Annotated in this window: 23 protein-coding genes and 1 riboswitch; of the genes, 17 read left to right on the forward strand and 6 right to left on the reverse strand. The window is 60.8% G+C overall.

Annotated features, from left to right (window positions below; translation table 11 throughout):
* On the reverse strand, positions 1-116 hold a 116-nt coding region (locus HMPREF2617_RS12345; RefSeq protein WP_371441307.1), incomplete at its 3' end, for a biotin/lipoyl-containing protein.
* A 120-nt stretch (positions 117-236) separates the two neighbouring features.
* Here HMPREF2617_RS12345 and HMPREF2617_RS08575 point away from each other — a divergent pair.
* Positions 237-632 carry an oxidoreductase gene (locus HMPREF2617_RS08575; RefSeq protein WP_070451055.1) on the forward strand — a complete coding sequence of 132 codons (396 nt, stop codon included), beginning with the start codon at positions 237-239 and terminating at the stop codon, positions 630-632.
* A 313-nt stretch (positions 633-945) separates the two neighbouring features.
* Here HMPREF2617_RS08575 and HMPREF2617_RS08580 read toward each other — a convergent pair whose 3' ends face one another.
* Positions 946-2,430 carry a leucyl aminopeptidase gene (locus HMPREF2617_RS08580; protein WP_070840525.1) on the reverse strand — a complete coding sequence of 495 codons (1,485 nt, stop codon included), beginning with the start codon at positions 2,428-2,430 and terminating at the stop codon, positions 946-948.
* Positions 2,431-2,502: 72 nt separating this feature from the next.
* Between HMPREF2617_RS08580 and HMPREF2617_RS08585 the strand changes: the two genes are divergently transcribed.
* Positions 2,503-3,609, forward strand: coding sequence for a branched-chain amino acid aminotransferase (locus tag HMPREF2617_RS08585; RefSeq protein WP_070422159.1), 1,107 nt, complete (start codon positions 2,503-2,505; stop codon positions 3,607-3,609).
* On the opposite strand, the gene HMPREF2617_RS08590 is transcribed toward HMPREF2617_RS08585, so the two are convergent.
* Together HMPREF2617_RS08590 and HMPREF2617_RS08595 are read right to left on the reverse strand one after the other, a co-directional pair.
* The gene (locus tag HMPREF2617_RS08590) at positions 3,606-4,592 is read right to left on the reverse strand and encodes a nicotinate-nucleotide--dimethylbenzimidazole phosphoribosyltransferase (protein WP_070450846.1); all 987 of its coding nucleotides are present in this window, start codon (positions 4,590-4,592) and stop codon (positions 3,606-3,608) included. The two genes, HMPREF2617_RS08585 and HMPREF2617_RS08590, sit on opposite strands and share 4 nt — an antisense overlap.
* Before the next feature lie 3 nt (positions 4,593-4,595).
* Complete coding sequence (locus HMPREF2617_RS08595; RefSeq protein WP_070840526.1) at positions 4,596-5,312, reverse strand: DUF3043 domain-containing protein; 717 nt, start codon at positions 5,310-5,312, stop codon at positions 4,596-4,598.
* Between the two features lie 137 nt (positions 5,313-5,449).
* On the opposite strand from HMPREF2617_RS08595, the gene HMPREF2617_RS08600 reads away from it, so the two are divergent.
* Positions 5,450-5,794: a HesB/IscA family protein gene (locus tag HMPREF2617_RS08600; RefSeq protein WP_070450850.1), complete on the forward strand. Its 345-nt coding sequence runs from the start codon at positions 5,450-5,452 to the stop codon at positions 5,792-5,794.
* A gap of 72 nt (positions 5,795-5,866) precedes the next feature.
* Here HMPREF2617_RS08600 and HMPREF2617_RS08605 read toward each other — a convergent pair whose 3' ends face one another.
* Together HMPREF2617_RS08605 and asnB are read right to left on the reverse strand one after the other, a co-directional pair.
* On the reverse strand, positions 5,867-6,853 hold the full coding sequence (locus HMPREF2617_RS08605; RefSeq protein ID WP_070840527.1) for a S41 family peptidase: 987 nt from the start codon (positions 6,851-6,853) through the stop codon (positions 5,867-5,869).
* 74 nt (positions 6,854-6,927) lie between these two features.
* Positions 6,928-8,850: an asparagine synthase (glutamine-hydrolyzing) gene (asnB, locus tag HMPREF2617_RS08610; protein ID WP_070820372.1), complete on the reverse strand. Its 1,923-nt coding sequence runs from the start codon at positions 8,848-8,850 to the stop codon at positions 6,928-6,930.
* A 405-nt stretch (positions 8,851-9,255) separates the two neighbouring features.
* Between asnB and HMPREF2617_RS08615 the strand changes: the two genes are divergently transcribed.
* The 14 genes from HMPREF2617_RS08615 to HMPREF2617_RS08685 all read left to right on the forward strand — a co-directional run bounded on the left by HMPREF2617_RS08615 (position 9,256) and on the right by HMPREF2617_RS08685 (position 23,210).
* Complete coding sequence (locus tag HMPREF2617_RS08615) at positions 9,256-10,350, forward strand: aa3-type cytochrome oxidase subunit II (protein ID WP_070422165.1); 1,095 nt, start codon at positions 9,256-9,258, stop codon at positions 10,348-10,350.
* 18 nt (positions 10,351-10,368) lie between these two features.
* Complete coding sequence (locus HMPREF2617_RS08620) at positions 10,369-10,800, forward strand: aa3-type cytochrome oxidase subunit IV (RefSeq protein WP_070422166.1); 432 nt, start codon at positions 10,369-10,371, stop codon at positions 10,798-10,800.
* A 417-nt stretch (positions 10,801-11,217) separates the two neighbouring features.
* Positions 11,218-11,838, forward strand: coding sequence for an aa3-type cytochrome oxidase subunit III (locus HMPREF2617_RS08630; RefSeq protein WP_180950032.1), 621 nt, complete (start codon positions 11,218-11,220; stop codon positions 11,836-11,838).
* A gap of 62 nt (positions 11,839-11,900) precedes the next feature.
* A complete protein-coding gene (locus HMPREF2617_RS08635; protein ID WP_070422169.1) occupies positions 11,901-12,749 on the forward strand; it encodes a cytochrome bc1 complex diheme cytochrome c subunit in 849 nt (282 codons plus the stop codon).
* Entirely contained in the window at positions 12,746-13,966 is a 1,221-nt protein-coding gene (locus HMPREF2617_RS08640) for a cytochrome bc1 complex Rieske iron-sulfur subunit (protein WP_070422170.1), read from the forward strand. The genes HMPREF2617_RS08635 and HMPREF2617_RS08640 overlap by 4 nt, the downstream gene beginning before the upstream one ends.
* Positions 13,966-15,588 (forward strand): cytochrome bc1 complex cytochrome b subunit, encoded by a 1,623-nt coding sequence (locus HMPREF2617_RS08645; RefSeq protein ID WP_070422171.1) that lies wholly within the window; start codon positions 13,966-13,968, stop codon positions 15,586-15,588. Before HMPREF2617_RS08640 ends, HMPREF2617_RS08645 begins: the two co-directional genes overlap by 1 nt.
* Positions 15,589-15,979: 391 nt before the next feature.
* Positions 15,980-16,122, forward strand: a riboswitch (cyclic di-AMP (ydaO/yuaA leader).
* Positions 16,123-16,136: 14 nt separating this feature from the next.
* Positions 16,137-16,883: a C40 family peptidase gene (locus HMPREF2617_RS08650; RefSeq protein ID WP_070422172.1), complete on the forward strand. Its 747-nt coding sequence runs from the start codon at positions 16,137-16,139 to the stop codon at positions 16,881-16,883.
* Positions 16,884-17,077: 194 nt separating this feature from the next.
* Positions 17,078-18,106 carry a C40 family peptidase gene (locus HMPREF2617_RS08655; protein ID WP_070820371.1) on the forward strand — a complete coding sequence of 343 codons (1,029 nt, stop codon included), beginning with the start codon at positions 17,078-17,080 and terminating at the stop codon, positions 18,104-18,106.
* A 7-nt stretch (positions 18,107-18,113) separates the two neighbouring features.
* Entirely contained in the window at positions 18,114-19,241 is a 1,128-nt protein-coding gene (locus HMPREF2617_RS08660; protein ID WP_070840528.1) for a glycosyltransferase family 4 protein, read from the forward strand.
* 35 nt (positions 19,242-19,276) lie between these two features.
* Positions 19,277-20,239: an ROK family protein gene (locus HMPREF2617_RS08665; protein WP_070484010.1), complete on the forward strand. Its 963-nt coding sequence runs from the start codon at positions 19,277-19,279 to the stop codon at positions 20,237-20,239.
* A 14-nt stretch (positions 20,240-20,253) separates the two neighbouring features.
* Positions 20,254-21,006: a lysophospholipid acyltransferase family protein gene (locus HMPREF2617_RS08670; protein ID WP_070422176.1), complete on the forward strand. Its 753-nt coding sequence runs from the start codon at positions 20,254-20,256 to the stop codon at positions 21,004-21,006.
* Entirely contained in the window at positions 21,006-21,221 is a 216-nt protein-coding gene (locus tag HMPREF2617_RS08675) for a hypothetical protein (protein WP_070422177.1), read from the forward strand. Before HMPREF2617_RS08670 ends, HMPREF2617_RS08675 begins: the two co-directional genes overlap by 1 nt.
* A gap of 9 nt (positions 21,222-21,230) precedes the next feature.
* Entirely contained in the window at positions 21,231-21,743 is a 513-nt protein-coding gene (locus HMPREF2617_RS08680; RefSeq protein ID WP_070840529.1) for a polyadenylate-specific 3'-exoribonuclease AS, read from the forward strand.
* A 78-nt stretch (positions 21,744-21,821) separates the two neighbouring features.
* Positions 21,822-23,210: a class II 3-deoxy-7-phosphoheptulonate synthase gene (locus HMPREF2617_RS08685; protein ID WP_070422179.1), complete on the forward strand. Its 1,389-nt coding sequence runs from the start codon at positions 21,822-21,824 to the stop codon at positions 23,208-23,210.
* The last annotated feature ends 25 nt before the right edge of the window (positions 23,211-23,235 follow it).

Here is a 23,235-nt window from a genome sequence, read left to right on the forward strand (position 1 = left end):
ACCTCGAGCAGCGGCTCGTCGACCTCAACCGTGTCGCCGACTTCCTTCAGCCACGTCGTGATCGTGCCTTCGGTGACTGACTCGCCCAGCTCGGGCATCTCAACAGAGTGCGCCATGTTTAAAGTCTCCTCATTGAAACGTTGGAAGCTATACGGCACAAAGCGTACCTGCATCCACACACGTTCGTTGCCCAAGGGGTGACCTAATTGCTTAGACAGGCCCGTATGATGTGGGGCGTGTTCAACCTGTTCGGCAAAGGCAAGAAGTCCACGACGTTCAAACCGCCACGAGCACCGGGCGAGACAATCCGCCCCGACGACGCGCAATACTTGCGCGATTGGGTCGCCGGCCGTGCGTTCGTGGAAGGCTTTGTCGAGCCAGAAACCATGGTCAACGAGATGTCCGTCGTTCTTGTCGACGAGCACGGCAACTACACCCGACGCCGCATCGGCGGCCCCAAGGGCATCGACGCCGTCTCCAAAATGCTGGGCATCTTGCTTTACGACGTCGAAGAGACCGGTTACCCCGACCGCATGCGCAAGAAAATGGAACAGGAACGCATTCTGCGCAAGCGTGAGGAACAAAAAGAACGCCGCGCCCGGTTCGAGCGCGGCGAAAACCCGTACAGCTAGACGGCTTCTGTGCCGGACGCTGCCCCTTATGCTGCCCCCGCCCGGCCCATTCTTCACCGAGGATGGTAACCGGAGGGTGGTAATCAGCCGAGTACGAACGAGCACCGCGGTCCAGGTACTCGGCTGATTACCATCTGGTGGTTACCGCCTAGGGCGGGAAAGTGAGGCCACAAACGGTAAAAACAGCGAAATGTACCGTGTACGGTGTGCCGTTTAGGTGGGGAGGCCTAGCAGAACTATGCAGCGGCATAGTCCTGTCGGCTCGAGAGCGGGGGACTATGCAGCGGCATAGTGGCCGTATTGCCTCAAACGCCTACTTCGCAGCCAGGCGGTTGAGTGCCTCGAGGATCGTACGGACCGGAGCGCCGGTTGCGCGCTTAGGCGTGTAGCCCCAGGCACCGCCACCGTTCCAGGCCGGGCCGGCGATGTCGATGTGAGCCCACTCGACGTTCTCCGGCACGAAGCGGGAGAGGTAGAGGCCGGCGAAGAGCATGCCGCCGGTGCGGGCGTTGTGGGTGTTGCGGATGTCGGCGATAGGGGACTTCAGCTCGTCCTCCTGCTCCTCGAGCAGCGGCATAGCCCAAGCCTGCTCGCCGACGGCACGGCCTGTCTCGGCGATGAGGTCGCGCAGGTCGTCGGAGCCCATCACGCCGGAGGTACGGTTGCCCAGGGCAACCAGTTGTGCGCCGGTGAGGGTTGCGGTTTCGATGAGGTAATCGGGGTTGTCCTCGCAGGCGCGGGCGATGGCGTCGGCAAGGACGAGGCGGCCTTCGGCGTCGGTGTTGATGACCTCGCTGGTGATGCCGCCGTAGTGGGTGATCACATCACCCGGGCGGGTGGCGGTACCGGAGGGCATGTTCTCGGCGAGGGGCAGCCAGGCGTCGATACGCACTGGCAGCTCAAGGCGGGCGGCAGCGGCGATGACGCCGAGCTGTGCTGCGGAGCCGCCCATGTCGGAGATCATGTCCTCCATACCGGAGCCCGGCTTCAGCGAGATGCCACCAGTGTCGAAGGTGATGCCCTTGCCCACAAGCGCGACCTTCTTCGTCGCCCCGGACGGCGCCCACGTCAGGTGGACCAGGCGCGGGGTACGTGCGGAGCCGCGACCGACGGAGAGGATGCCGCCGAAGCCTTGGCTCTCAAGCGCCTTGTCGTCGAGCACCTCGATGTCCAGGCCGGCCGCCGAAGCAACCTCGCCCATGACAGCGGCGTAGGACTCGGGGTAGAGGAAGTTTGACGGGGTGTTGACCAGGTCGCGAGCCAGGTTGACCGACTCGGCGACGATGACGGCCTGCTCGAACGCCTTCTCGTCTGCGCCGACCACGGTGACTTCGGTGGTCTGGGGGAGTTCGGCGTCGGTGTTGTCGTCGTCAAGCGTGTTGGCGGTGGACTTCAGACCGTTGTAAACGTAGCCGCCGAGCAGGAGGCCCTCGACGACCGGCTGGACGCCGAACTCGGCGGAGATAGCTGCCTTTTCCACCCCATTGAGGGTGCGGGTGGCGGCGCCGACGGCGCGGCGCACGGCTTCGTCGTCAATGTCGTTCGCGTCGCCGAGGCCGTATGCGATGACCAGCGTGCCGTCGACGACAACGCGGGTGACCTCATTAGCCGTGCCCTTCGCGCCGACCGCAACGAGGGCTTCAAGCAGGCCCTTTGGGGCAAGTTGGGTGACCGGAAGTTCGACTCCGCCATCGCCCTGCGCGACCGGAACCAGCAGCACAGCGCCCTCAGGGGCGGCAGAACCGGCAACCGCGCGCACCGTCGTACCGCGGGCAGGAAGTGTGACATCGAACGACATAAACAACACCTTTCTGACAATTGAACAGGATTGCCTCCCGAGGGTACATAGCCACGGAGTAACGTGGGCCACATGTCTAACCTCGAATTCGCAGTTACCCCGTCAGACCACCCCGCAACCGATGCTGAGCGTGAAAAGATCCTCGCTAACCCGGCGTTCGGCCAGGAATTCACGGACCACATGGTCTCCATCGACTGGACCGAAGATAAGGGCTGGCACAACGCCCAGGTGCGCGCGTACGAACCGATCGCGCTCGACCCGGCCGCCAACGTCTTCCACTACGGCCAGGCGATCTTCGAGGGCCTGAAGGCGTACCGCCACACCGATGGGCGCATCACCGCGTTCCGTCCGGAGCAAAACGCTGAGCGTATGCGCAGCTCCGCGCGTCGTATGGCAATGCCGGAACTGCCGGATGAGGACTTCTTGGAGGCCGTGCGCCAGTTGGTCACCATCGACCAGAAGTGGGTACCTGAAGCTGGCGGCGAGGCGTCGCTGTACCTGCGTCCATTCATGATCGGCACGGAGAAGACCCTGGGTGTGAAGCCGTCCTCGTCGTACTCCTTCTACATCATCGCCTCCCCGGCAGGCGCCTACTTCAAGGGTGGTGTGAAGCCGGTCAGCGTGTGGATCTCCGAAGACTACGTCCGTGCAGCACCGGGTGGCACCGGCGATGCGAAGTTCGCCGGCAACTACGCAGCGTCCCTGCTTGCGCAGCAGCAGGCTGCGGACAAGGGCTGCGACCAGGTTGTGTGGCTCGACGCGATCGAGCGCAAGTACATCGAGGAAATGGGCGGCATGAACCTCATGTTCGTCGAAGGCTCCGGCAAGGACGCGAAGATCATCACCCCGTCCCTGTCCGGTTCGCTCCTGCCGGGCATTACGCGTAAGTCGCTGCTGCAGGTCGCAGAAGACTTGGGTTACACCAGCGAGGAGCGCAAGATCACCGTCGAGCAGTGGCGTGCTGGTGCCGAGGACGGCACCATCTCCGAGACCATGGCGTGCGGCACCGCAGCTGTGATCACCCCGGTTGGCCGCGTGCTCAGCAACGAGGGCGAGTTCACGGTGAATAACAACGAGGCCGGCGAGATCACCCTGGCAATGCGCGAGCGTCTGCGCGGCATCCAGACCGGCGAGGTCGAGGACACGCACGGCTGGAACCTCACCCTCGTCGAGGGCTAGTCGCTTATCGACGATCCCCCGGCGAGCACCTCGCCAACCATCTCCGCCGCCAGGTTTAATTGCGGCAACGCGGCCAGGGCCCCAGCGCCCTGGCCCGTTTTCATATCCAGGTGTTGCAGCGGTCGAAGCCCGAGCGCTTCGAAGCAGCCAGCCTGCGCCGGCTCGTTCGCCTCCTGCGCTGCCATGAGCCAGTCTTTGGTGTCGGGTGCGAGGCGTTCGGCGACGTATGCGGCGACGGCGGGGTAGACGCCGTCGATAAGCAACGGCGTGCGGCGCGCGGCGGCCTGGGCGATGAAGCCGACCAGGCAGGCGAAATCCGGTCCGGTGAGTTCCGCGCAGACACGTTCGGTGTCGTCGCGGAACCCGCGCACGCGGAACATCGCGTCGCGAATAGCGGCGACCTTGATCTTCCAGACCTCATCGTTGATGCCGGAGCCACGCCCGATCGCCTTTGCGGGCTCAGTGCGCGTAAACGTGCCGTACACCGCCGCGGCGACGGTGGTGTTGCCAACGCCGATGTCTCCGGGGATCAGCAGGTCAGCACCGCCGTCGATTTCACTATCGGCGATCTCTGCACCCGCAGCCAACGCCGCATCCCACACGTCTTGCGACACGGCGGGTTCCACGTCGATGGCGCCGGTGGGGGTGTCCAGGTAGTCGTCGATAAGCCTGATGCTCGCTCCCGCAACCCGCGCCGTCGTGGAGGCAGGGCCGACACCGGCGCGCAGCTGCTCAACCTGAGCGGCGCCGGCATCCGATGTCCACGCCGACAGACCGCGCGCGGCAATGCCGTGATTGCCAGCGACGATCACGGCACGCGGGCGCAGAAACGGCGTGGGCACGTCACGGCCTTGTACGGAGGCAACCCACGCACCGATCGCCCCCAGCCTTCCAAGGGCAACGCCACTCGTGCCACCTGCCAACGCATCCGCCACCGCACGGGCATGCGCGCGTTTCGGCGGCTCAACCGGGGGAAACTGCATGGGCTATACCTTCGCGCCCAACGCCACCCGTGGCTTGGGGGAGCGCCAGTTACGCGGCTGAGTAGCGCGGGAGAACGCGTACATACCCAGGCTGAAACCAGTGTTCGCCTCCGGGAACTTTGCACGGACCGCACGGTTGGCGCGGATGCCGATGATGATGCCCTCGATGAAGATGGTGACGATAAACAGCAGGCTCACCAAAGACAATGCCGCCGCGACGCGAGGCAGCCACGTGCCGATCAACATCACGATTAGCAGCACCAGCGCCATCGGCATGACGTAGTTGTTGAAGAAGCGCTGCGAGTCCACCCAGTCACGGATGAAGCGACGCTCCTCGCCCTTGTCGCGCTCCATGAGGTAGCGCTCGTCGCCCGAGTCGATCTTGGCCTGCATCTCGCGGTTGCGGGCCCGATTCTCCTCGCGCACCTCCTTCTTGTGCGCCTTCCATTCCTCTTTGGTCATGGACTTCTTCAGCTCTTTTTCACGCTGACGAATCTGCGCCGGGGTGGCCGCATTCGGGTCGCGCACAACACCGCGCTTGATCTCCTGATCAAGTCGCTTCGGCGTCGGCTTGCCCTTCGGCGGGGTGTAGCCCTTCGGAAGCTTCTGCTCTGAGGCCTCTGGGGTGTCTGCCGCGGGCGCGTTGTCGGTCTGGGGCAGTTCGGCCTTGGTCGAACCAGCCTCAGCGGTCTGCTCGGATTTTTGCCAGGGTAGTTTCACGCCACCTAGGCTACAAGGCCACCGCGACATTCCTGTAACCAGTGGGAATAGATTGCGGGGGAGAACCGTTACACCGGCTATGAAGGGGCGCGCGTAGCATGGGCGCCACTCGAACGCGTAGCACGAAGGAGTACCCAATGACTGCACCTACTTCCGCAACTGGCGTGAACCTCACCGAGGCAGCGGCGGCGAAGGCAAAGGCCCTGCTTGACCAGGAGGGGCGCAACGACCTGTCCCTGCGTATCGCCGTTCAGCCTGGTGGCTGCGCTGGTCTGCGCTACCAGCTCTACTTCGACGACCGCGACCTGGACGGCGACAAGGCCGATGAGGTTGGCGGCGTGCGTCTTGTCGTGGACAAGATGAGCGTGCCGTACCTCACGGGTGCGACGATCGATTTCGCGGACACCATCGAGCAGCAGGGCTTCACCATCGATAACCCGAACGCAGGTTCCGCTTGCGCTTGTGGCGATAGCTTCAACTAAGCCGCTGCTTATCGACGAATCTCCGTACCGGCCATCACGCCAGTACGGGGATTTTTCTGTGCTGTAGTGCCGCTACGAACAGTTGTGTTCGTCCCGGAGCCACTGCAGCGCCTGTTCCTGGCCACCTTGAACATCGGGTTCGATCGGGTCTTCCGCAAACGTTTCGCCGGTGCGGGCCTTATCCTTCGCGATGGTCAGCATTAGGCTGCTGCCGTCCGGGAAGTCGTAGACGGTGTTCGCCGAGGCGTATCCGGCGGTGGGGGTGCCGAAACTACGCGACTGATCCAGGCCGCGGAAGGCCAGCATAGTGGCTTCGCCGGACGAGGCGGTGAGGTCGTCGACAAGCACTGCGACTGGCACGCCGTCCCATTTGCCGCCGGAGGTTTCTACGGGGCTGCCGCCACCGCTGACAGCGTTGCCGCTTACCGTCACCGGCGACGAACCGCCTGCCGAGACGAACTCGAGCACCGTGCCGTCGGGCAGCACAGGGGACAGGCCGGCGACCATCGGGCCCATGTCGCCACCGTCGTTGCCGCGCAGATCCACAACCACGCCACAGGCGCCGTTGTCGCGCGCTTGCACTAGGCCGGATGTCAGCGTGTCGGCGTAGGACTGGATATCGTCGTGGCGGCTGACGCCCGGCACCGTTGCCCACGCTACGTTCCCGTTGCGTTCGACGGCCGCACGTGTGGATTCCATCTCGGCGTATTCCTGCTCGACGTTCGGGTCGATAAGTTTCGAGTGCTTGCCGCCAGCAGCCTGGACCGCGTCGTTGAGCGCCGGACGGATCTCGTCGAGCGAATCCGCCTGTTTCGCGGCCTCGCGTGCCTTGTCACTAGCCTCGGCAAACTCGGGGGAGTCCGCGTAAATGCCCTGCTCTGCGAGGTTAAGCACCGTCGCGGCGTAGCGCTTCGGCGTATCGGTACCCATGAACTTGGCGGTGCCGGCGAACATGGCAGTCATGGTCGGCCCGTACACATAGGCGGCGGCGCCGGCGGCGATCAACAGGACGCCGAACACCGCGGCGATGGTGGTGAGTACTTTCTTTGCAGTTGACATACACCACATTCAACCGGCGAACGGGCAGCCCGACAATACAGACGGCTGCCCAACTGGGGTAGTGCTGGCACTACCTACAGCTCGACCGGGTAATCCTTGTGCTCGATCTGGGGATCGATGCGGTTTTCCACGAAAATGCCGTGCCAGACCATGAACGCCAGCACCGTCCAGAGACGACGCGAGTGGTCGGACACACCATCGCGGTGCTCCTTGAGCATCTCCAGGACTTGGTCCTTGGCGAAAATGTCGTCGGTCTGCGACTCGCGGATCGTGTCTTGCGCCCAGCCGAAGAGTTCGTCGCCCGCCAGCCAGTGGCGCATCGGCACCGGGAAGCCCAACTTCTTGCGGTGCAGCACGTGCGGCGGGACGATCTGCTCCATCGCCTTGCGCAGCGCGTACTTCGTGGTGCCGTTGGCAATCTTCTGGTCGTACGGGATCGTCTGCGCGACCTCGAAGACTTCCTTGTCCAGGAATGGAACGCGCAGCTCCAGCGAGTTCGCCATGTTCATCTTGTCTGCCTTGACCAGAATGTCACCACGCATCCAGGTGAACAGGTCAAGGTTCTGCATACGTGCCACCGGATCCATCTCGGTCGACGTTGCATAAATCGGTGCGGTGACCTCGCGGTGGTCCCACTCGCGCTTCGCCCACGGTAGGACGCGCTGGAGCTGCTCAAAGTTAAACGAGCGCGCATTGCCGTAGTAACGGTCTTCCATCGGGGTAGTGCCGCGCTCAAGCAGGCTCTTGCCCTTCATGCCCTCCGGAAGTAGGCGGCTGAGGCGGTTCAACCCCTTGTTCAGCGCGCTCGGCAGTTTCTCAAACGGTGCCAGCGACAGCGGTTCCTTATAGATGGTGTACCCACCGAAAAGCTCATCCGCGCCCTCACCGGACAGCACAACCTTGACGTGCTTGCGTGCCTCCTGCGCGACGAAAAACAGCGGCACCAGTGAAGGGTCAGCCACCGGATCGTCGAGGTACCACATGATCTTCGGAATCGCGTCGGCGTACTCCTCCGGGGAGACAATCTTCACGATGTGCTCCACACCAATCGCCGCAGCAGACTCTGCAGCGACGTCCACCTCGGAATAGCCCTCCCGCTCAAAACCAGTGGTGAAGGTCAACAGGTTCGGATTGTGACGCTTCGCCAGCGCCGCGATCGCCGTGGAGTCGATTCCGCCAGACAAGAAGGAACCAACCGTCACGTCAGCGCGCATATGCTTTTCGACGGAATCCTCCAACGCCCGGGCAATCCTGTCGTACAGGTCCTGCTCCTTGCCCTTTGGCACAGGCTGGGAATTGAAGTGTGGCTTGAAGTAGCGGTCCGAGTGGACCTCGCCACCAGGCTTGATAGTCACGGTGCAGCCCGACTCCACGCGACGGATCTCGCGGTGCAGGCTCTCCGGCTCCGGGACGTATTGCAGGTCCACGTAGTGCTCGATCGCACGACGATCAAGGTCGAGGCCTAGACCCAACTCGTCTGCCATCTCCAGGATCGACTTCTTCTCGGAGGCGAAAACGGTGCCCTTGTCGGTCGTCGCATAGAACAACGGCTTGATGCCGAACTGATCGCGCGCTGCAAACATCGTCTTGGTCTCGGTGTCCCAGATGACAAAGGCGAACATGCCGCGCAGATGCTCAACGACGTTGGCGCCCCAGTGGTGGTAGCCCACCACGATCGGCTCACCGTCACCTGCGGTGTTGAAGGTGTATCCGGCCTTGGTGAGTTCCTCGCGCAGCTCCACATAGTTGTAGATCTCGCCGTTAAACGTCAGGGCGTAACGTTCGGGGTTTTCTGCCGGCCCCCAGCGCAGTGGCTGGTGGGAGTGCTCGATGTCGATGATCGCCAGGCGGTTAAAGCCGAAAACAGCGTCATCGTCGTTCCATGTTCCCGCAGCGTCAGGGCCGCGGTGATACATGCAGGAAAGCGAGCGACCGACCGCGTCGGTAAACACTGGGGCATCGCCGCGGGCAGTCAACAGTGCAACAAGACCGCACATCGTTGTGAAACCTCTCCTATATATAAGGTGCGCCGCCTCGAACCGTGCGGCACCGTCATGACGCATTCCACAATAGGGTTTTCAACGGCGAACTCGTGAACCGAACGCGTCGCGGAGTGTCCACCTTTTGCGGTGCCCCATAAGGGGGCCAACTAATGGTTGAGGGGTCAAAGCGAAGATTTCGACTGATCTTCGCAACGCCTTGCTTATGAACTTAATGCCCAGCACTGCGGGTTAATTTGCGGGGGAGAGGTGGTTTTGTTCGGAGGGGCGATCGTCCAAAAGCGTGAGGCTCGACAAGATTCCGTAGCGACGATCTGTTTGAACTATTCTGGCTCCGTAGGAATGTTCTGCCATCGGCATGTGCATTCGATGGTTCTAGTGTGGACAGGAAGGCAAACACACGTGGAAAAGGAAGTTAAGCGCGGATTCGCCAAGAAGGCTGCCGTCGCCGGTTCGCTGCTCCTCGGAAGCTTTGCGCTGACGGGCTGTGATGTAGCTCCGCCGGAGTCAGTCGCGCGCATCCTCGACATGGGCTGGCCGGACCCGGTCACCCCTGAAGGTACCCAGATGTACAACTTCTGGGTTTGGGTCTGGGTAGCAGCCTGGACAATCGGCATCATTATGTGGGGTCTTTTCCTCTGGTCCATCGTTCGGTGGAACCACAAGGCCCGCGAAAAGCAGGGTGCCGGCGAGTTCCCGAAGCAGCTGCAGTACAACGTGCCGCTCGAGCTCGGTCTGACGATCCTCCCGATCGTCATCGTTATGGTCCTGTTCTTCTTCACGGTTCAGGCACAGACCCGCACGACCGCCCTGGATAAGGATCCGAAGGTTACCGTTGACGTCACCGGCTACCAGTGGAACTGGAAGTTCGGCTACGCAGAGGTCGCAGGCGATCTGACTGCAGACGGTCGCGACTACGACGGTCTTGACGCTGAGCGCCAGGCTCTTGCAGAGGCGACGAAGTACGACGACGAGGACATGCACAACGCGAACCCGATCCACGGCACCTCGATGGGCGACCTGTCCTACCTCAACTTCAACGAGATCGAGACCGTTGGCTCCACCGAGGAAGTTCCGGTCCTGGTTCTGCCGACCGACACCCCGATTGCATTCCGTCTCGCGTCCGGTGACGTGAACCACGCATTCTGGGTTCCGGAGTTCCTCTTCAAGCGCGACGTCTACGCGCACCCGGAGTCGAACCAGCAGCAGCGTGAGTTCCAGATTGAGCGCATCGACAAGGAAGGTGCATTCGTCGGCCGCTGTGCTGAGATGTGCGGTACCTACCACGCAATGATGAACTTCGAGATCCGTGCAGTCACGCCCGAGAAGTTCCAGCAGTACATCGAATTCCGTCGCCAGAACCCGGAGGCACCGAACTCCGAGGCACTGCGCTCCATCGGTGAAGCACCGTACGCAACCAGCACCCGTCCGTTTGTGTCCGAGCGCGAGGGTTCTCGTGACGGCGTCAACACTGTCGATCCGAACGCGACCGTTTAAGAAAGAGAGAACGTAGCCATGGGAACCGGTTCAAAAGTTTTCTACGCCATTGGCACATTTCTTGCCCTGATGGCAGTGTTCTACATCCTCGCAACGGCGTGGATCGGCGAAGATGCATACCTCTTCGGTGTTGAGTGGATCGGCGCAGTGGGCCTCGTGCTTGCTACCGCACTCTGCTTCATGCTCGGCGGTTACCTCCACATTGCGGAGTCCCGCTCTGACGTCCTCCCGGAAGACTGGGAAGAGGCAGAGATTGAAGACGGCGCTGGCGTGCTGGGCTTCTTCTCGCCGGGCTCGATCTGGCCGTTTACGATGTCTGCATCGATTCTGTTCCTCGGCCTCGGCATTGCCTTCTGGCAGTTCTGGCTGATCGCCTTTGGTGCGGTCATGCTGATCTGGGCTACCGCCCAGCTGAACCTGCAGTACGGCATTCCGCGCGAGAAGCACTAACGCAGAAAGAGTGGGTCGCGGCCTTCCCGGCCCACGATAGTGCCCCTTCCGAGTTATCGGAAGGGGCACTTTTGTTGTTAAAGAGATATCAATCAATCGAAAGTTTAGGCACGAAGCGGGGGTGTGCCACAATGTGATGTCGGGCACACTTGGGAACTTTCTGGAACCCCAGCGCGACTCCTATTTGCTCGAGTAATTGGAGGAACTATCTTGTGGGGGAGCCGGCGACTTTGGGTGGCGGGGCAATGACCTGCGTTGATGTGCGTCGGATAGACGCTATAAAAAGTTCCCGAAATTCTAAAAATTATTTTTGCAACCAAAATGTTTTTAAATGCTGCTGGTTGGGCCCTGTCTCACAGGGAAATCGTGGGGGTGAATGAGATGAATATCAGGAAGAAATAGGGGATAATCGCATGCGTGACGACCGCAACTACTAACCCAAATATGGCGACTCCGCAGAATCGTCTTCCGGCGCTGAACCGGCCGAACATGGTCAGCGTTGGCACGATCGCGTTCCTCGCCCAAGAGCTCATGTTCTTTGCCGGCTTGTTCGCGATGTACTTCACATCGCGTGCAAACGGCCTCGCCGCAGGTGACTGGAGCAACCAGACGGACCACCTCAACGTCCTTTTCGGCGGAATCATTACCGTCGTGCTGATTGGTTCCTCTTTCACCTCTCAGTTCGGCGTGTTCGCTGCAGAACGAGGTGACGTATACGGCTTGCGCAAGTGGTTCACCGTAACCGTTGTGCTTGGCGTCATCTTCCTCGGTCTGGTGGCATTCGAATGGACCGAGATGGTCATGCACGGCGTGACCCCGCAGTCCAGCGTTTATGGATCGGTGTTCTACATCATCACCGGTTTCCACATGGCGCACGTGACTGCAGGCATCATCGCGTTCATCGTTGTGCTGATGCGAGTAGCCAAGTCGAAGTTCACCCCGGCACAGGCAACTGCTGCCATGGTGGTTTCGTACTACTGGCACTTCGTCGACGCCATTTGGATCGGCGTGTTCATCACCCTGTACCTCGTCCAGTAGCCGTGCCCTGGGTATAACCCGGGCTGCAGACGTGTTCTGAAAACTCGTTAATAAGGAACAAAATGGAAAACTCACCCAACAAGAAGCGTCGCGCACGCAAGGCGCAGCGCACCTTCGCAGGTGCTGCTGCGTTGACGCTGGGCTTGTCCGGCGCGGGTCTTCTCGCATCGGCGTTGGCCCCTAATGCACAGGTGGCCACCGCCCAGCGTGACGACCAGGCCCTTATCCAGGAGGGTAAGGAAATCTACGACGTCGCTTGCATCACCTGCCACGGTGCGAACCTGCAGGGCGTTGCCGACCGTGGTCCGTCTCTGATCGGTACCGGCGAAGGCGCCGTGTACTTCCAGGTCAACTCTGGCCGTATGCCGATGATGTCGAACGACGCGCAGGCTGAGCGTAAGAAGCCGCGCTACACGGAGAACCAGGCTCTCGCCTTGGCTGCATATGTCGCAGCCAACGGTGGTGGCCCGGAGCTCGTGTACAACCCGGACGGCACCCTGGCTAAGGAAGAGCTGCGCGGCAAGAACTACGACGGCAAGGTTCAGGAAGCAGACGTCGCACGTGGCGGCGAACTCTTCCGTTTGAACTGCGCCTCCTGCCACAACTTCACCGGTCGTGGTGGCGCATTGTCTTCTGGTAAGTACGCCCCGGTGCTCGACCCTGCGAACGAGCAGGAGATCTACCAGGCGATGCTCACTGGTCCGCAGAACATGCCGAAGTTCTCTGACCGTCAGCTCAGCGCTGATGAGAAGAAGGACATCATTGCCTTCATTAAGTCGACCAAGGAGACCCCGTCCCCGGGTGGCTGGTCCCTCGGTGGCCTCGGCCCGGTTTCTGAAGGTATTGCGATGTGGATGATCGGCATCTCGCTGGTCGCCGCTGGTGCTATGTGGATTGGATCCCGCTCATGAGTGATGTGAAGAAGAATTACACGAAGGAAGAGCTTGACCGCATGAGCAATGCGGAGCTCGCTGCTCTCGGCACGGAGCTTGACGACGTAACGGTTGCTTACCGTAAGGAGCGCTTCCCGGTCGAGGGTGACCCTCGCGAGAAGTCCTCTGAGCGTGGCATCAAGATTTGGTTGGCCATCTCGGTTCTCGCCGCGATTGCTTTCCTCGGTGTTTACCTGTTCTGGCCGTGGGAGCCGAAGTTCCACGGCGACGAAGGTCTCTGGATCTACACCTTCTACACGCCACTGCTTGGTCTGACTGCAGGCCTGGCCTTTCTCGGCCTGGGTGTTGCAATCATCCAGTACGTGAAGAAGTTCGTCCCTGAAGAGATCGCTGTACAGCGTCGCCACGACGGCCCGTCCAGCGAGCTGGATCGTCGCACTACGACCGCACTGCTGAACGATGCTTGGGAGACCTCGACGCTTGGTCGTCGCAAGGCGCTCAAGGGTCTGCTCGGCACCGCTGGTGTCCTCGCCGGTCTGATGGTCATCGCTCCGCTTGGCGGCATGATCAAGAACCCGTGGAAGGTCCGCCACGAGCTGAACTACTTCGGCGACGGCACCCTGTGGACCCACGGCTGGACCGTCCAGGATCAAGGCGTGAAGGTTTACCTCGGCCGCGACACCGGTGCGATTGCAGAACTTCACAAGGGTGAGGTCGGCTCGCACTACACCACCGCCGGCGTGTCTCGCCTGGTGCGTATGCGTCCGGAGGACCTTGCCGCCGCTGCGATGGAGACCGTGTTCCCGCTCTACCCAGAGGACGTCAATGACGGCAAGGAATACGACCCGAAGCGCGATGTGTATGAGAACCACATGCACTCCATCCATGGTCCGCGCAACGCTGTCATGCTGATCCGTCTGCGTTCTGAGGACGCGAAGCGCGTTATCGAACGTGAGGGTCAGGAAGACTTCCACTACGGCGATTACTACGCCTACTCCAAGATTTGCACGCACATTGGTTGCCCGACCTCGCTGTACGAGGCTCAGACCAACCGCATCCTGTGCCCGTGCCACCAGTCGCAGTTCGATGCGTTGCAGCACGGTAAGCCGATCTTCGGTCCCGCCGCTCGTGCACTGCCGCAGCTTCCTGTGACGGTTGACGAAGACGGTTACCTCATCGCCAACGGGAACTTCATTGAGCCCGTCGGCCCGGCATTCTGGGAGCGTCAGTCCTAATGAGTACGAAACTTCAGCAAGCCGCAAACAATGCGGATTCCCGCTTTACCGTTGCGGGCGTCCTGCGCCCGCAGCTCAACAAGGTCTTCCCGACGCACTGGTCCTTCATGCTCGGCGAGATGGCGCTCTACAGCTTCATCATCCTGCTGCTGACCGGTATCTACCTGGCCTTGTTCTTCGACCCGTCGATCACCAAGGTGATCTACGACGGTGCATACCTGCCGCTCAACGGCGTCGAAATGTCCCGTGCATACGCAACCGCGCTTGACATTTCCTTTGACGTCCGCGGTGGCCTGTTTGTTCGTCAGATGCACCACTGGGCTGCACTGATGTTCATGATGGCCATGTTCGCCCACATGATGCGTGTCTTCTTCACCGGTGCGTTCCGTCGCCCGCGTGAGGCAAACTGGCTCATCGGTGTAACCCTTGTCCTCCTCGGCATGATTGAGGGCTTCATGGGCTACTCCCTGCCGGACGATCTGCTCTCCGGTGTTGGTCTGCGCATTATGTCCGCGATCATCCTGGGCCTGCCGATCATCGGCACCTGGATGCACTGGGCTATCTTCGGCGGCGACTTCCCGTCCGATCTGATGCTGGACCGCTTCTACATCCTGCACGTGCTGATCCTGCCGGGCATCATCCTGGCGCTGATCGCAGCTCACCTGCTGCTCGTGTGGTTCCAGAAGCACACCCAGTTCCCGGGACCGGGTCGCACCGAGAACAACGTTGTTGGTGTCCGCATCATGCCGGTGTTTGCAACGCACGCAATCGGCTACATGATGATCGTGTTCGCAGTGCTGGCTGCAATGGCTGGTCTGACCACCATCAACGGTATTTGGAACATCGGCCCGTACAACCCGTCGCAGGTGTCTGCTGGTTCGCAGCCTGACGTCTACATGCTGTGGACTGATGGTGCCGCCCGTGTCATGCCGGCTTGGGAGCTCTACATCGGTAGCTACACCATCCCGGGTGCATTCTGGGTCGCACTGCTCTGTGGTCTGATGGTTGCGCTGCTCATCGCCTACCCCTTTATCGAGAAGAAGGTCACCGGCGACGACGCACACCACAACTTGCTGCAGCGTCCGCGTGACGTTCCGGTACGTACCGGCATCGGCGTGATGGGTCTGACCTTCTTCCTGCTGATGACCATCTCCGGTGGTAACGACCACGTTGCTCACTTCTTCCAGATCTCGCTGAACGCGATGACCTGGGTGGGACGTATCGGCATCATTGTTCTGCCGCCGCTGGCATTCTTCATCACCTACCGTCTGTGCATCGGCCTGCAGCGCTCCGACCGCGCTGTGCTGGAGCACGGTATCGAGACCGGCATCATCAAGCGTTTGCCGAACGGTGCCTTCATCGAGATCCACCAGCCGCTTGGCCCAGTGGATGAGAATGGTCACCCGGTTCCGCTCGAGTACGCAGGTGCTCGTGTGCCGAAGCAGATGAACCAGCTTGGCTTCGCTGACTCTGAGACCATCGGTAAGTTCTCGCCCGCCGAGATCGGCGTGTCTGAGCGTGTACGCGATGCAGAGAAGCAGAAGCACGAGGAGGCTGTCGAGACGCTGCGTGCTCTCGAGGCCAACAAGGATCGCGACGACCGCGACGTATCGCCTCGCTAGCATGTAAGTAGTTGCGTGAATCGTCCCGCACCACACTGTGGTGCGGGGCGATTTTCTTTGTAACAATGAGGTTAACAAGCAAGTGTGAGTAAGATCACACAATCCGTTTTAATTGGGTTGTCTTTAACTTTGCGGAGATCAACTTGCTTCTTGGTTCGGCGGATAAATGCGCAGCGTATGGCCGTGTTTTGAGGTTGTTGGACCGTTCTTAGTTTTCATTTAGAAACGCAGACTTCGACGCTGTTTCGCATCAAATCTTTTGATAACGGAACTGTAACGGCGTGTTGGCTGGACACTCTTGTTGCCGTTTCGTAACCTGTTCGAGACATTGCGACAACAGCCGTTGGAAGCATGGATCGAAAACAACATATGAGCCGTAACTCTGAAGTGGAGATCGGAAAAGCCGATCGAAGCCGAAGGGGACCGGGGAACCAGAGTGGAGCACCTGCTCCCGTGGGGCGTAGGTCGTTCGGACCGAGGGTCATTTCTCAACACCCCGCCCGACAGCTAACCCGGTTGGCGAAGAGAAGATATGGAGAAAATCTAAAGTGGCAAAGCACCGTCGCCAGACCAACACCGCAGCCCGCGCAGCAGCGGCCACCACCGCTCTCGCAGCAGGCGCTGCGCTCATCGCGCCGGCCGCCGCCTCCGCAGCAGAGGTCCGCGTCCCCAACTCGCCGATCGCAGTACAGGTCCCGGGTATTGAGACCATTCCAGGCGTAGCGGCAATCCCGGGCATTGACGCCTGGATCCCGTCGCTGAAGGGCGCAGCCGCTACGGGCGACGCTCAGGCTGCTATCGCTCGCGTGAAGGCTCTGCCGGGCGTGAACAACGTTCCGGGCTTCAGCGCCTTCATCGCGAACGTCGAGAAGCAGGTTCTGCCGGCACAGGCCGCAACCAACTACTCGGCACCGGCCGCTGCGCCGCAGCCGGCTCCGGCCCCGCAGCCGTCCTTCGCTGAGCGCGTTGTGTCCATCGCACAGTCCAAGGTTGGTTCCCCGTACGTTTACGGTGCAGCTGGCCCGAACGCATTCGACTGCTCCGGCTTCACCTCCTGGGTTTACGCTCAGGCTGGCAAGTCCATCCCGCGTACCTCCCAGGCTCAGGCTGCTGCTGGCCAGCAGGTTGCGCTGAGCAACATCCAGCCGGGTGACATCGTTGTTTACTACGGTGGTGCATCCCACGTTGGCATCTACGTTGGCAACGGCCAGATCATCGATGCGCTGAACTCCGGTATCCCGGTGGGCTACCGCGATCTGCACCTCATGCCGATCCACTCTGTGGTTCGCTTCTAACGGCACGTTTTCAAGCCCCGACTCTGTGTTTGGAGTTGGGGCTTTCGTGCGTTTTGGGGACCTTGACACCTCGTGCGTCACACCAGTGCTCTTGATTCACAATATGCTGTGTGGCCATGTTTTTTGCTTGGACGGTGGGACCGATGTCGCTATAGTTTTTGTGTTCTCACAAGTATTGCGAAAAGGTTTTGGTCGTGGGTAAGCACTCTTTTCAGTCTCGTCGTCCTTCTGCTCAGAAGACCGCAGTGTCCGCGCTCGTCGGCGTCATCCTCGCCGGCGGCGTAGCGGCCCCTGTGAAGGCCGATGATGTCGATGCTCTCATCGATGAGATGGAGCAGATCTCCCACGACGCCACTGCGAAGTCGGAAGAAATTAAGGGACTCGAAGAGAAAATCGCCGATTCAGAGCGCAAGGTTGAGGAAGCCAATGGCCGCGCTGCAGAGGCGAAACAAGAACTTGCCGCTATTCAGGAGGTAAGTAACGAGCATCGCAGGAATGTCGGTGACATTGCGCAGTCCCGTTACCGTATCCCGAAATCTGAAGCGATCCTGACCACCCTGGATTCGGGCAACCCGCAAGAGGCGATCGACCGTTCCGCTTATTTGGCGGCGCTCACTCGCAAGTCTCAGCGTGCGTTGACCGAGTTGGAGGATGCCAACCGGGTGGCGGCAGAGAAGTCCAACTCGGCCAATATTGCGGTGGCAGAGGCACGCCATGCGCGCAATGAGCTGGAGATCCAGCGAAAGAAGCTGGAACGTGAACGTGAAGAGCTGGATGACAAGGTTCGTGACATCGAACACCGCGTAGACAACTTGAGCGAGGCCGATCGCCTGCGCTGGATCAATAAGGACAACCCGATTAGCGGCGCTTCGCTTCCGGGCGTGGACTCCGGAATCGTTGGTGCGGCGTTGGCTCAGGTGGGTAAGCCATATGGCTGGGGCTCTGCTGGACCGGATGCGTTCGATTGCTCTGGTCTGATGGTGTGGGCGTATGAGCAGAACGGCATTAGCATTCCGCGTACCTCCCAAGCGCAGCTTGCGGGTGGCACACCGGTGTCGCTGGATGCGTTGCAGCCGGGTGACATCATTGGTTACTACCCGGGTGTGACTCACGTGGGTATGTACATCGGTAACGGCATGGTCGTTCACTCGTCTGACTACGGCATTCCGATCCAGGTAGTGCCGGCGAACTCCATGCCGATTCAGGGGGCTGTGCGCTACTAGCGCGATTATGACCACGTTGTTGGTAACGAATGATTTCCCGCCCACTGTCGGCGGGATTCAGTCGTACTTACGGGATTACGTCGACGAGCTCGTCAAGCGCGAAGGCCCGGAATCAATCGTGGTGCTCGCATCCGTCCAGGAAGCAGATGCTGCGCGCGAGTGGGACGCCGAACAAAGTTTTACGGTGATTCGTTGGCCGCGCAACATCATGTTGCCTACCCCGGGGCTTGCTCGGGAGATGGCTCGAATTATCAGAACGCACAGCATCGACACTGTGTGGTTCGGTGCGGCTGCACCGTTGGCAATTCTCGGAGCCCAGGCGAAACGTGCTGGAGCAAAACGTGTGGTGGCCACCACCCACGGCCACGAGGTGGGCTGGGCGATGATTCCTGTGGCCCGTCAGGTGTTGCGCCGGATTGGTCGTAGCGCGGATGTGGTGACGTACATTTCGCGGTTCACGATAGAGCGCTTGCAGGCGGTGTTCGGCGATGACGTCGACTATGTTGCGCTGCCGTCGGGGGTGGACACGGATTTCTTCGCGCCAGCGAGCGCGCACAAGCGGGATGAAACGCGGCGCTGGCTCGGCGTGGGTGATGCGCCACTTGTGGTGTGTTCGTCGCGGTTGGTCCCGCGCAAGGGACAGGATGTGTTGATCCGTGCGTTGCCGGGGATTCGTCGATACGCGCCGAATGCGAGATTGGTGATTGTGGGGGAGGGGCCGTACGAGCAGCGGCTGCGCAAGCTCGCCGCGTCTTCGCCGGGCGTGGAATTCACGGGCCGGGTGTCGCGCGAGCGGTTGCGCGACATTGTGGCTGCCGCCGATGTGTTTGCGATGCCCGCGCGGACGCGGTGGGGTGGTCTTGATGTGGAAGGTCTGGGGATTGTGTATCTCGAGGCGCAGGCGTGTGGGGTTGCGGTGGTCGCTGGCGATTCCGGTGGTGCGCCGGAGACGGTGGTGCCGGAAAGTGGTGTCGTCGTCAATGGTCGCGATGTGAATGAGGTCGCGCGGTCCATTGGGCAATTGCTTTGCGACGACCACCGCACCGCCATGGGCACCGCCGGGCGCAAGCATGTGCAACGGGAGTTTTCGTGGGGCACTCTGGGGGAGCGCCTGCGCGACGTGTTGGCGGGTTAGGGCTGACCGCTGTCAGGGGCATAAACTGTCCGGCTATGACTTCACAACGAGGAGACCAGGCGCTGACAGTCGGCTTTGACATTGGCGGGACGAACGCTCGTGCATCTGTGGTCGCGCCGGATGGGTCGATCCTCGACACGGTGAGTACGCGGACCCCGCAGGACGCTGACGGGCTGACCCGCACGATCGTGCAGATGGTCGAGCAGCTCCAGGACAAACACGAGATCGGGGCAGTTGGCGCTGCCGTTGCGGGCTTCCTCGACCCGGAGTGTGAAATCGTGCGTTTTGCGCCCCATTTGCCGTGGCGTGATGATCAGCCGGTGCGCAAAGATTTGGAGAATGCGCTGGGGCTGCCGGTCCGGCTCGAGCACGATGCGAATGCGGCAGCCTGGGGTGAGTATCGGTTCGGTGCCGCTCGTGACGCAGAGACGTGGGTGTTTTTCGCCGTCGGCACAGGGATCGGCGCAACGCTGATGCACCGTGGCGAGATTTACCGTGGTGCGTTCGGCACCGCGCCTGAGTTTGGCCACATCACGGTGGTGCCGGGAGGTCGGGTGTGCTCGTGTGGCAAGCAGGGCTGTCTTGAGCGATACGCTTCTGGCACCTCGCTGGTCGATTGTGCGATCGAGATTGCCAGCAGGGGAGGGTATCGAGGTTCCGATTTGTACCGGGAGGTCGTCGAAAAGCGAGCAAGCGGGCACGACATTATGGCCGCAGCACGCGCAGGCGATGGGCTGGGTGTGGCGGCTCTGGAGAGTTTCTCCATCTGGCTGGGACGAGGCCTGGCAATGGTGTCCGACATTTTGGATCCATCGCTGATCGTCCTCGGCGGTGGTGTGAGCGAAGACGCTGATCTTTTCCTTGACGCTGCCAAAGCGTCCATGGCGTCGAACATCGTCGGCGCTGGATACCGTCCGCTGCCGGAGATCCTCTGTGCTGAGCTCGGAGCGAAGGCGGGTATGATTGGCGTTGCTGATTTGGCCCGCCAGCTGCGATAAAAAGGGGAGAAACAATGGCAAACAAGTGGTATTCCCTGTTCAAGGCTATTTTCGGGCCGCCGCTGTTGGTGTGGAACCGCCCGCGCATTTACGGTGTGGAGAACATCCCGGACGAAGGTCCGGCCCTGTTGGTTTCTAACCATCAGGCTGTGCTGGATTCCTTTTACTTGCCGTTGATGGTTCGCCGACAGCTGAAGTTCCCGGCCAAAATGGAGTACTTCACTGGCACGGGGCTCAGTGGACGTTTGCAGCGGTTTTTCTTCACCGCCGTGGGTCAAGTTCCCATTGACCGAAGCTCCGACACCGCCGGGGACGTCTTGCTGGAAACGGTGAAGAAGATTTTCGACGACGGCGAGCTCTTCGGCATTTATGCCGAGGGAACCCGTTCGCCGGATGGGCGTGTGTACAAGGGGCGCACTGGCATGGCGCGCATTGCTATGCCAACCGGCGTGCCTGTGATTTTGGTCGGCATGATTGGATCTGGTCGCGCGAACCCGATCGGCACCAAGCTCATCCGGCCGGTCAAGGTGCAGATCAAGATTTCGGAGCCGATTGATCCGCGAGCTTGGGCGGTTGAAAATGGCTACGACCCTGACTCGCGCGAGGCCGTGCGTCCCTTTACGGACTACTGCATGCATCGCATTGCAGAGATGATCGGTGAGGAATACGTGGATGTCTACGCGACGGATGTGAAGAAGTCCCTCGAGCAGACGGGGAAGTACCCCGAAGGTGCTGAACCGAAAACTGGGCCGAAAGGTGTGCAGTAATGAATAAACCACTTGTTACCCGAATCGCGTTGGTATGCGTCGTTGTTGTGATGTTCCTGATTGCGTCTGAGCAGGGCTGGTACCCGAAACTGTCGGGCCCGCTTGCTGTCGTTGCGGTGGCTGCAGTGATGTTTTGGCCGAGGCGTGTTGAGGGTGAGAAGGGCCCTTCGCGGCGCGAGGTGTTGGGGGATATTCGATCGGAGCAACGGAAGTAGTTCGACGCAGTGAGATTCTTCTACGACACCGAATTCATTGAGGACGGCGAGACGATCGAGCTGGTGTCCATCGGCATTGTTGCTGAGGATGGCCGCGAATACTATGCGGTGTCCGATGAGTTCGACCCAGCACGCGCCAACGCTTGGGTCAAAGCGCACGTGTTGTCGAAGCTCCCTCCGAAGAACCAACCAGTGTGGAAGTCGCTGGAGCGCATCCGTAACGAGGTCTATGAGTTTCTCACCTCGGGTGACAGCAGGCCAGAACTGTGGGCTTGGGTTGGCGCCTATGACCACGTGGTGCTCGCGCAACTATGGGGTGACATGTCCGGTCTGCCGCGTTTGCTGCCGCGCTACACCTGCGAGCTGAAGCAGTATTGGCAGATGGCGGGCAAGCCGCGTCTGCCACGGGTGCCGGAGGGCAACCACGATGCTCTCGTTGATGCGCGCCATAATCTGCGGAAGTTTCGTGTGTGTGCGGAGCATTTGCCGTTGAACCGCGACGGCGCCGTATCCAAAATGTGAGACGATAAAACCGCCTTGTGAGAAGTTGCAGGCTGTACCGCCTGTACTGGGGCAGTAATCCGTGCTAAATATAGAACGGTGAGCTGGACTATTGATATCCCCAAAGAGGTACTGCCCGATCTGCCGCCGCTGCCGGGAGATTTAAACGCGCAGTTTGAAGATGTTATTTCCCGCGATGCGAAGCAGCAGCCGTCGTGGGACCCTGCCCAGGCTGAGTATGTTCGCAAGATTTTGGAGTCCGTCCCGCCGGTCGTGCTCGCGCCCGAGGTTGAGGGGCTCAAGTCGCATCTAGCGGACGTCGCCAACGGCAAGGCGTTCATGCTGCAGGGTGGCGATTGTGCTGAGACGTTCGAGTCCAACACCGAGCCACACATCCGTGCCAACGTGCAGACCCTGCTGCAGATGGCTGCGGTGTTGACCTACGGTGCGTCGATGCCGGTGGTCAAACTTGCTCGTATTGCTGGCCAGTACGCGAAGCCGCGCTCGTCTGATCTTGATGAGAACGGTTTGCCGAATTACCGCGGTGACATCGTCAATGGTGTGGATCCGACCGAGGAGTCTCGTCGCCACGATCCGGCCCGCATGGTGCGTGCGTACGCGAACTCGTCGGCGGCGATGAACTTGGTGCGTGCCCTGACGGCGTCCGGTACTGCGGACCTGCACAACATCAATAACTGGAACCGAGAGTTCGTGACTAACTCGCCTGCGGGTGCGCGTTACGAAGCACTTGCTCGCGAGATTTCGCGTTCGCTTGCGTTCATGGATGCTTGTGGCGTCAGTGACACGAACTTGCGCACGTCCAGCGTGTACGCATCCCACGAGGCGCTGTTGGTGGATTACGAACGTGCGATGCTGCGTTTGGCCACGGATTCGAAGGGTGAGACGAAGCTTTACGATCTGTCCGCCCACCAGCTCTGGATCGGTGAGCGCACCCGCGGTATCGACGATTTCCACGTCAACTTCGCCGCGATGATCAGCAACCCGATCGGTATCAAGTTGGGCCCGACCACCACTCCAGAAGAGGCTGTCGCTTACGCAGATAAGCTTGATCCGAACCGCGAGCCGGGTCGTTTGACCATGGTGATCCGCATGGGGCAGGACCGGATCCGCGAAGTACTGCCTGGCATTGTCAAGGCGGTTGAGGCCTCCGGCCACAAGGTCATTTGGCAGTCGGACCCGATGCACGGCAATACGTTCACGTCGAGCAATGGCTACAAGACGCGTCACTTTGACAAGATCATCGACGAAGTTCAGGGCTTCTTCGAGGTCCACCGCGAACTCGGCAGCCACCCGGGTGGTATTCACATCGAGCTCACGGGTGAAGACGTCACTGAGTGCCTCGGCGGTGCGCAGGACATCACTGATGTGGATCTGCCGGGCCGTTACGAGTCCGCTTGCGACCCGCGTCTGAACACCGAGCAGGCACTCGAGCTGTCCTTCCTCGTTGCAGAGATGCTGCGCTACTAAGACAGCGCTACTCGGCCAGCGCTAC

Origin of the sequence: Corynebacterium sp. HMSC070H05 (assembly GCF_001837615.1) — a bacterium.
Classification (GTDB): domain Bacteria; phylum Actinomycetota; class Actinomycetes; order Mycobacteriales; family Mycobacteriaceae; genus Corynebacterium; species Corynebacterium coyleae.

Bases quoted from the DNA above. Each gene is read 5' to 3' on its own strand.
- HMPREF2617_RS08580 (WP_070840525.1), bottom strand. From the start codon at position 2,430: ATGTCGTTCGATGTCACACTTCCTGCCCGCGGTACGACGGTGCGCGCG.
- HMPREF2617_RS08585 (WP_070422159.1), top strand. From the start codon at position 2,503: ATGTCTAACCTCGAATTCGCAGTTACCCCGTCAGACCACCCCGCAACC.
- HMPREF2617_RS08590 (WP_070450846.1), bottom strand. From the start codon at position 4,592: ATGCAGTTTCCCCCGGTTGAGCCGCCGAAACGCGCGCATGCCCGTGCG.
- HMPREF2617_RS08600 (WP_070450850.1), top strand. From the start codon at position 5,450: ATGACTGCACCTACTTCCGCAACTGGCGTGAACCTCACCGAGGCAGCG.
- HMPREF2617_RS08605 (WP_070840527.1), bottom strand. From the start codon at position 6,853: ATGTCAACTGCAAAGAAAGTACTCACCACCATCGCCGCGGTGTTCGGC.
- asnB (WP_070820372.1), bottom strand. From the start codon at position 8,850: ATGTGCGGTCTTGTTGCACTGTTGACTGCCCGCGGCGATGCCCCAGTG.
- HMPREF2617_RS08620 (WP_070422166.1), top strand. From the start codon at position 10,369: ATGGGAACCGGTTCAAAAGTTTTCTACGCCATTGGCACATTTCTTGCC.
- HMPREF2617_RS08635 (WP_070422169.1), top strand. From the start codon at position 11,901: ATGGAAAACTCACCCAACAAGAAGCGTCGCGCACGCAAGGCGCAGCGC.
- HMPREF2617_RS08640 (WP_070422170.1), top strand. From the start codon at position 12,746: ATGAGTGATGTGAAGAAGAATTACACGAAGGAAGAGCTTGACCGCATG.
- HMPREF2617_RS08645 (WP_070422171.1), top strand. From the start codon at position 13,966: ATGAGTACGAAACTTCAGCAAGCCGCAAACAATGCGGATTCCCGCTTT.
- HMPREF2617_RS08660 (WP_070840528.1), top strand. From the start codon at position 18,114: ATGACCACGTTGTTGGTAACGAATGATTTCCCGCCCACTGTCGGCGGG.
- HMPREF2617_RS08665 (WP_070484010.1), top strand. From the start codon at position 19,277: ATGACTTCACAACGAGGAGACCAGGCGCTGACAGTCGGCTTTGACATT.
- HMPREF2617_RS08670 (WP_070422176.1), top strand. From the start codon at position 20,254: ATGGCAAACAAGTGGTATTCCCTGTTCAAGGCTATTTTCGGGCCGCCG.
- HMPREF2617_RS08675 (WP_070422177.1), top strand. From the start codon at position 21,006: ATGAATAAACCACTTGTTACCCGAATCGCGTTGGTATGCGTCGTTGTT.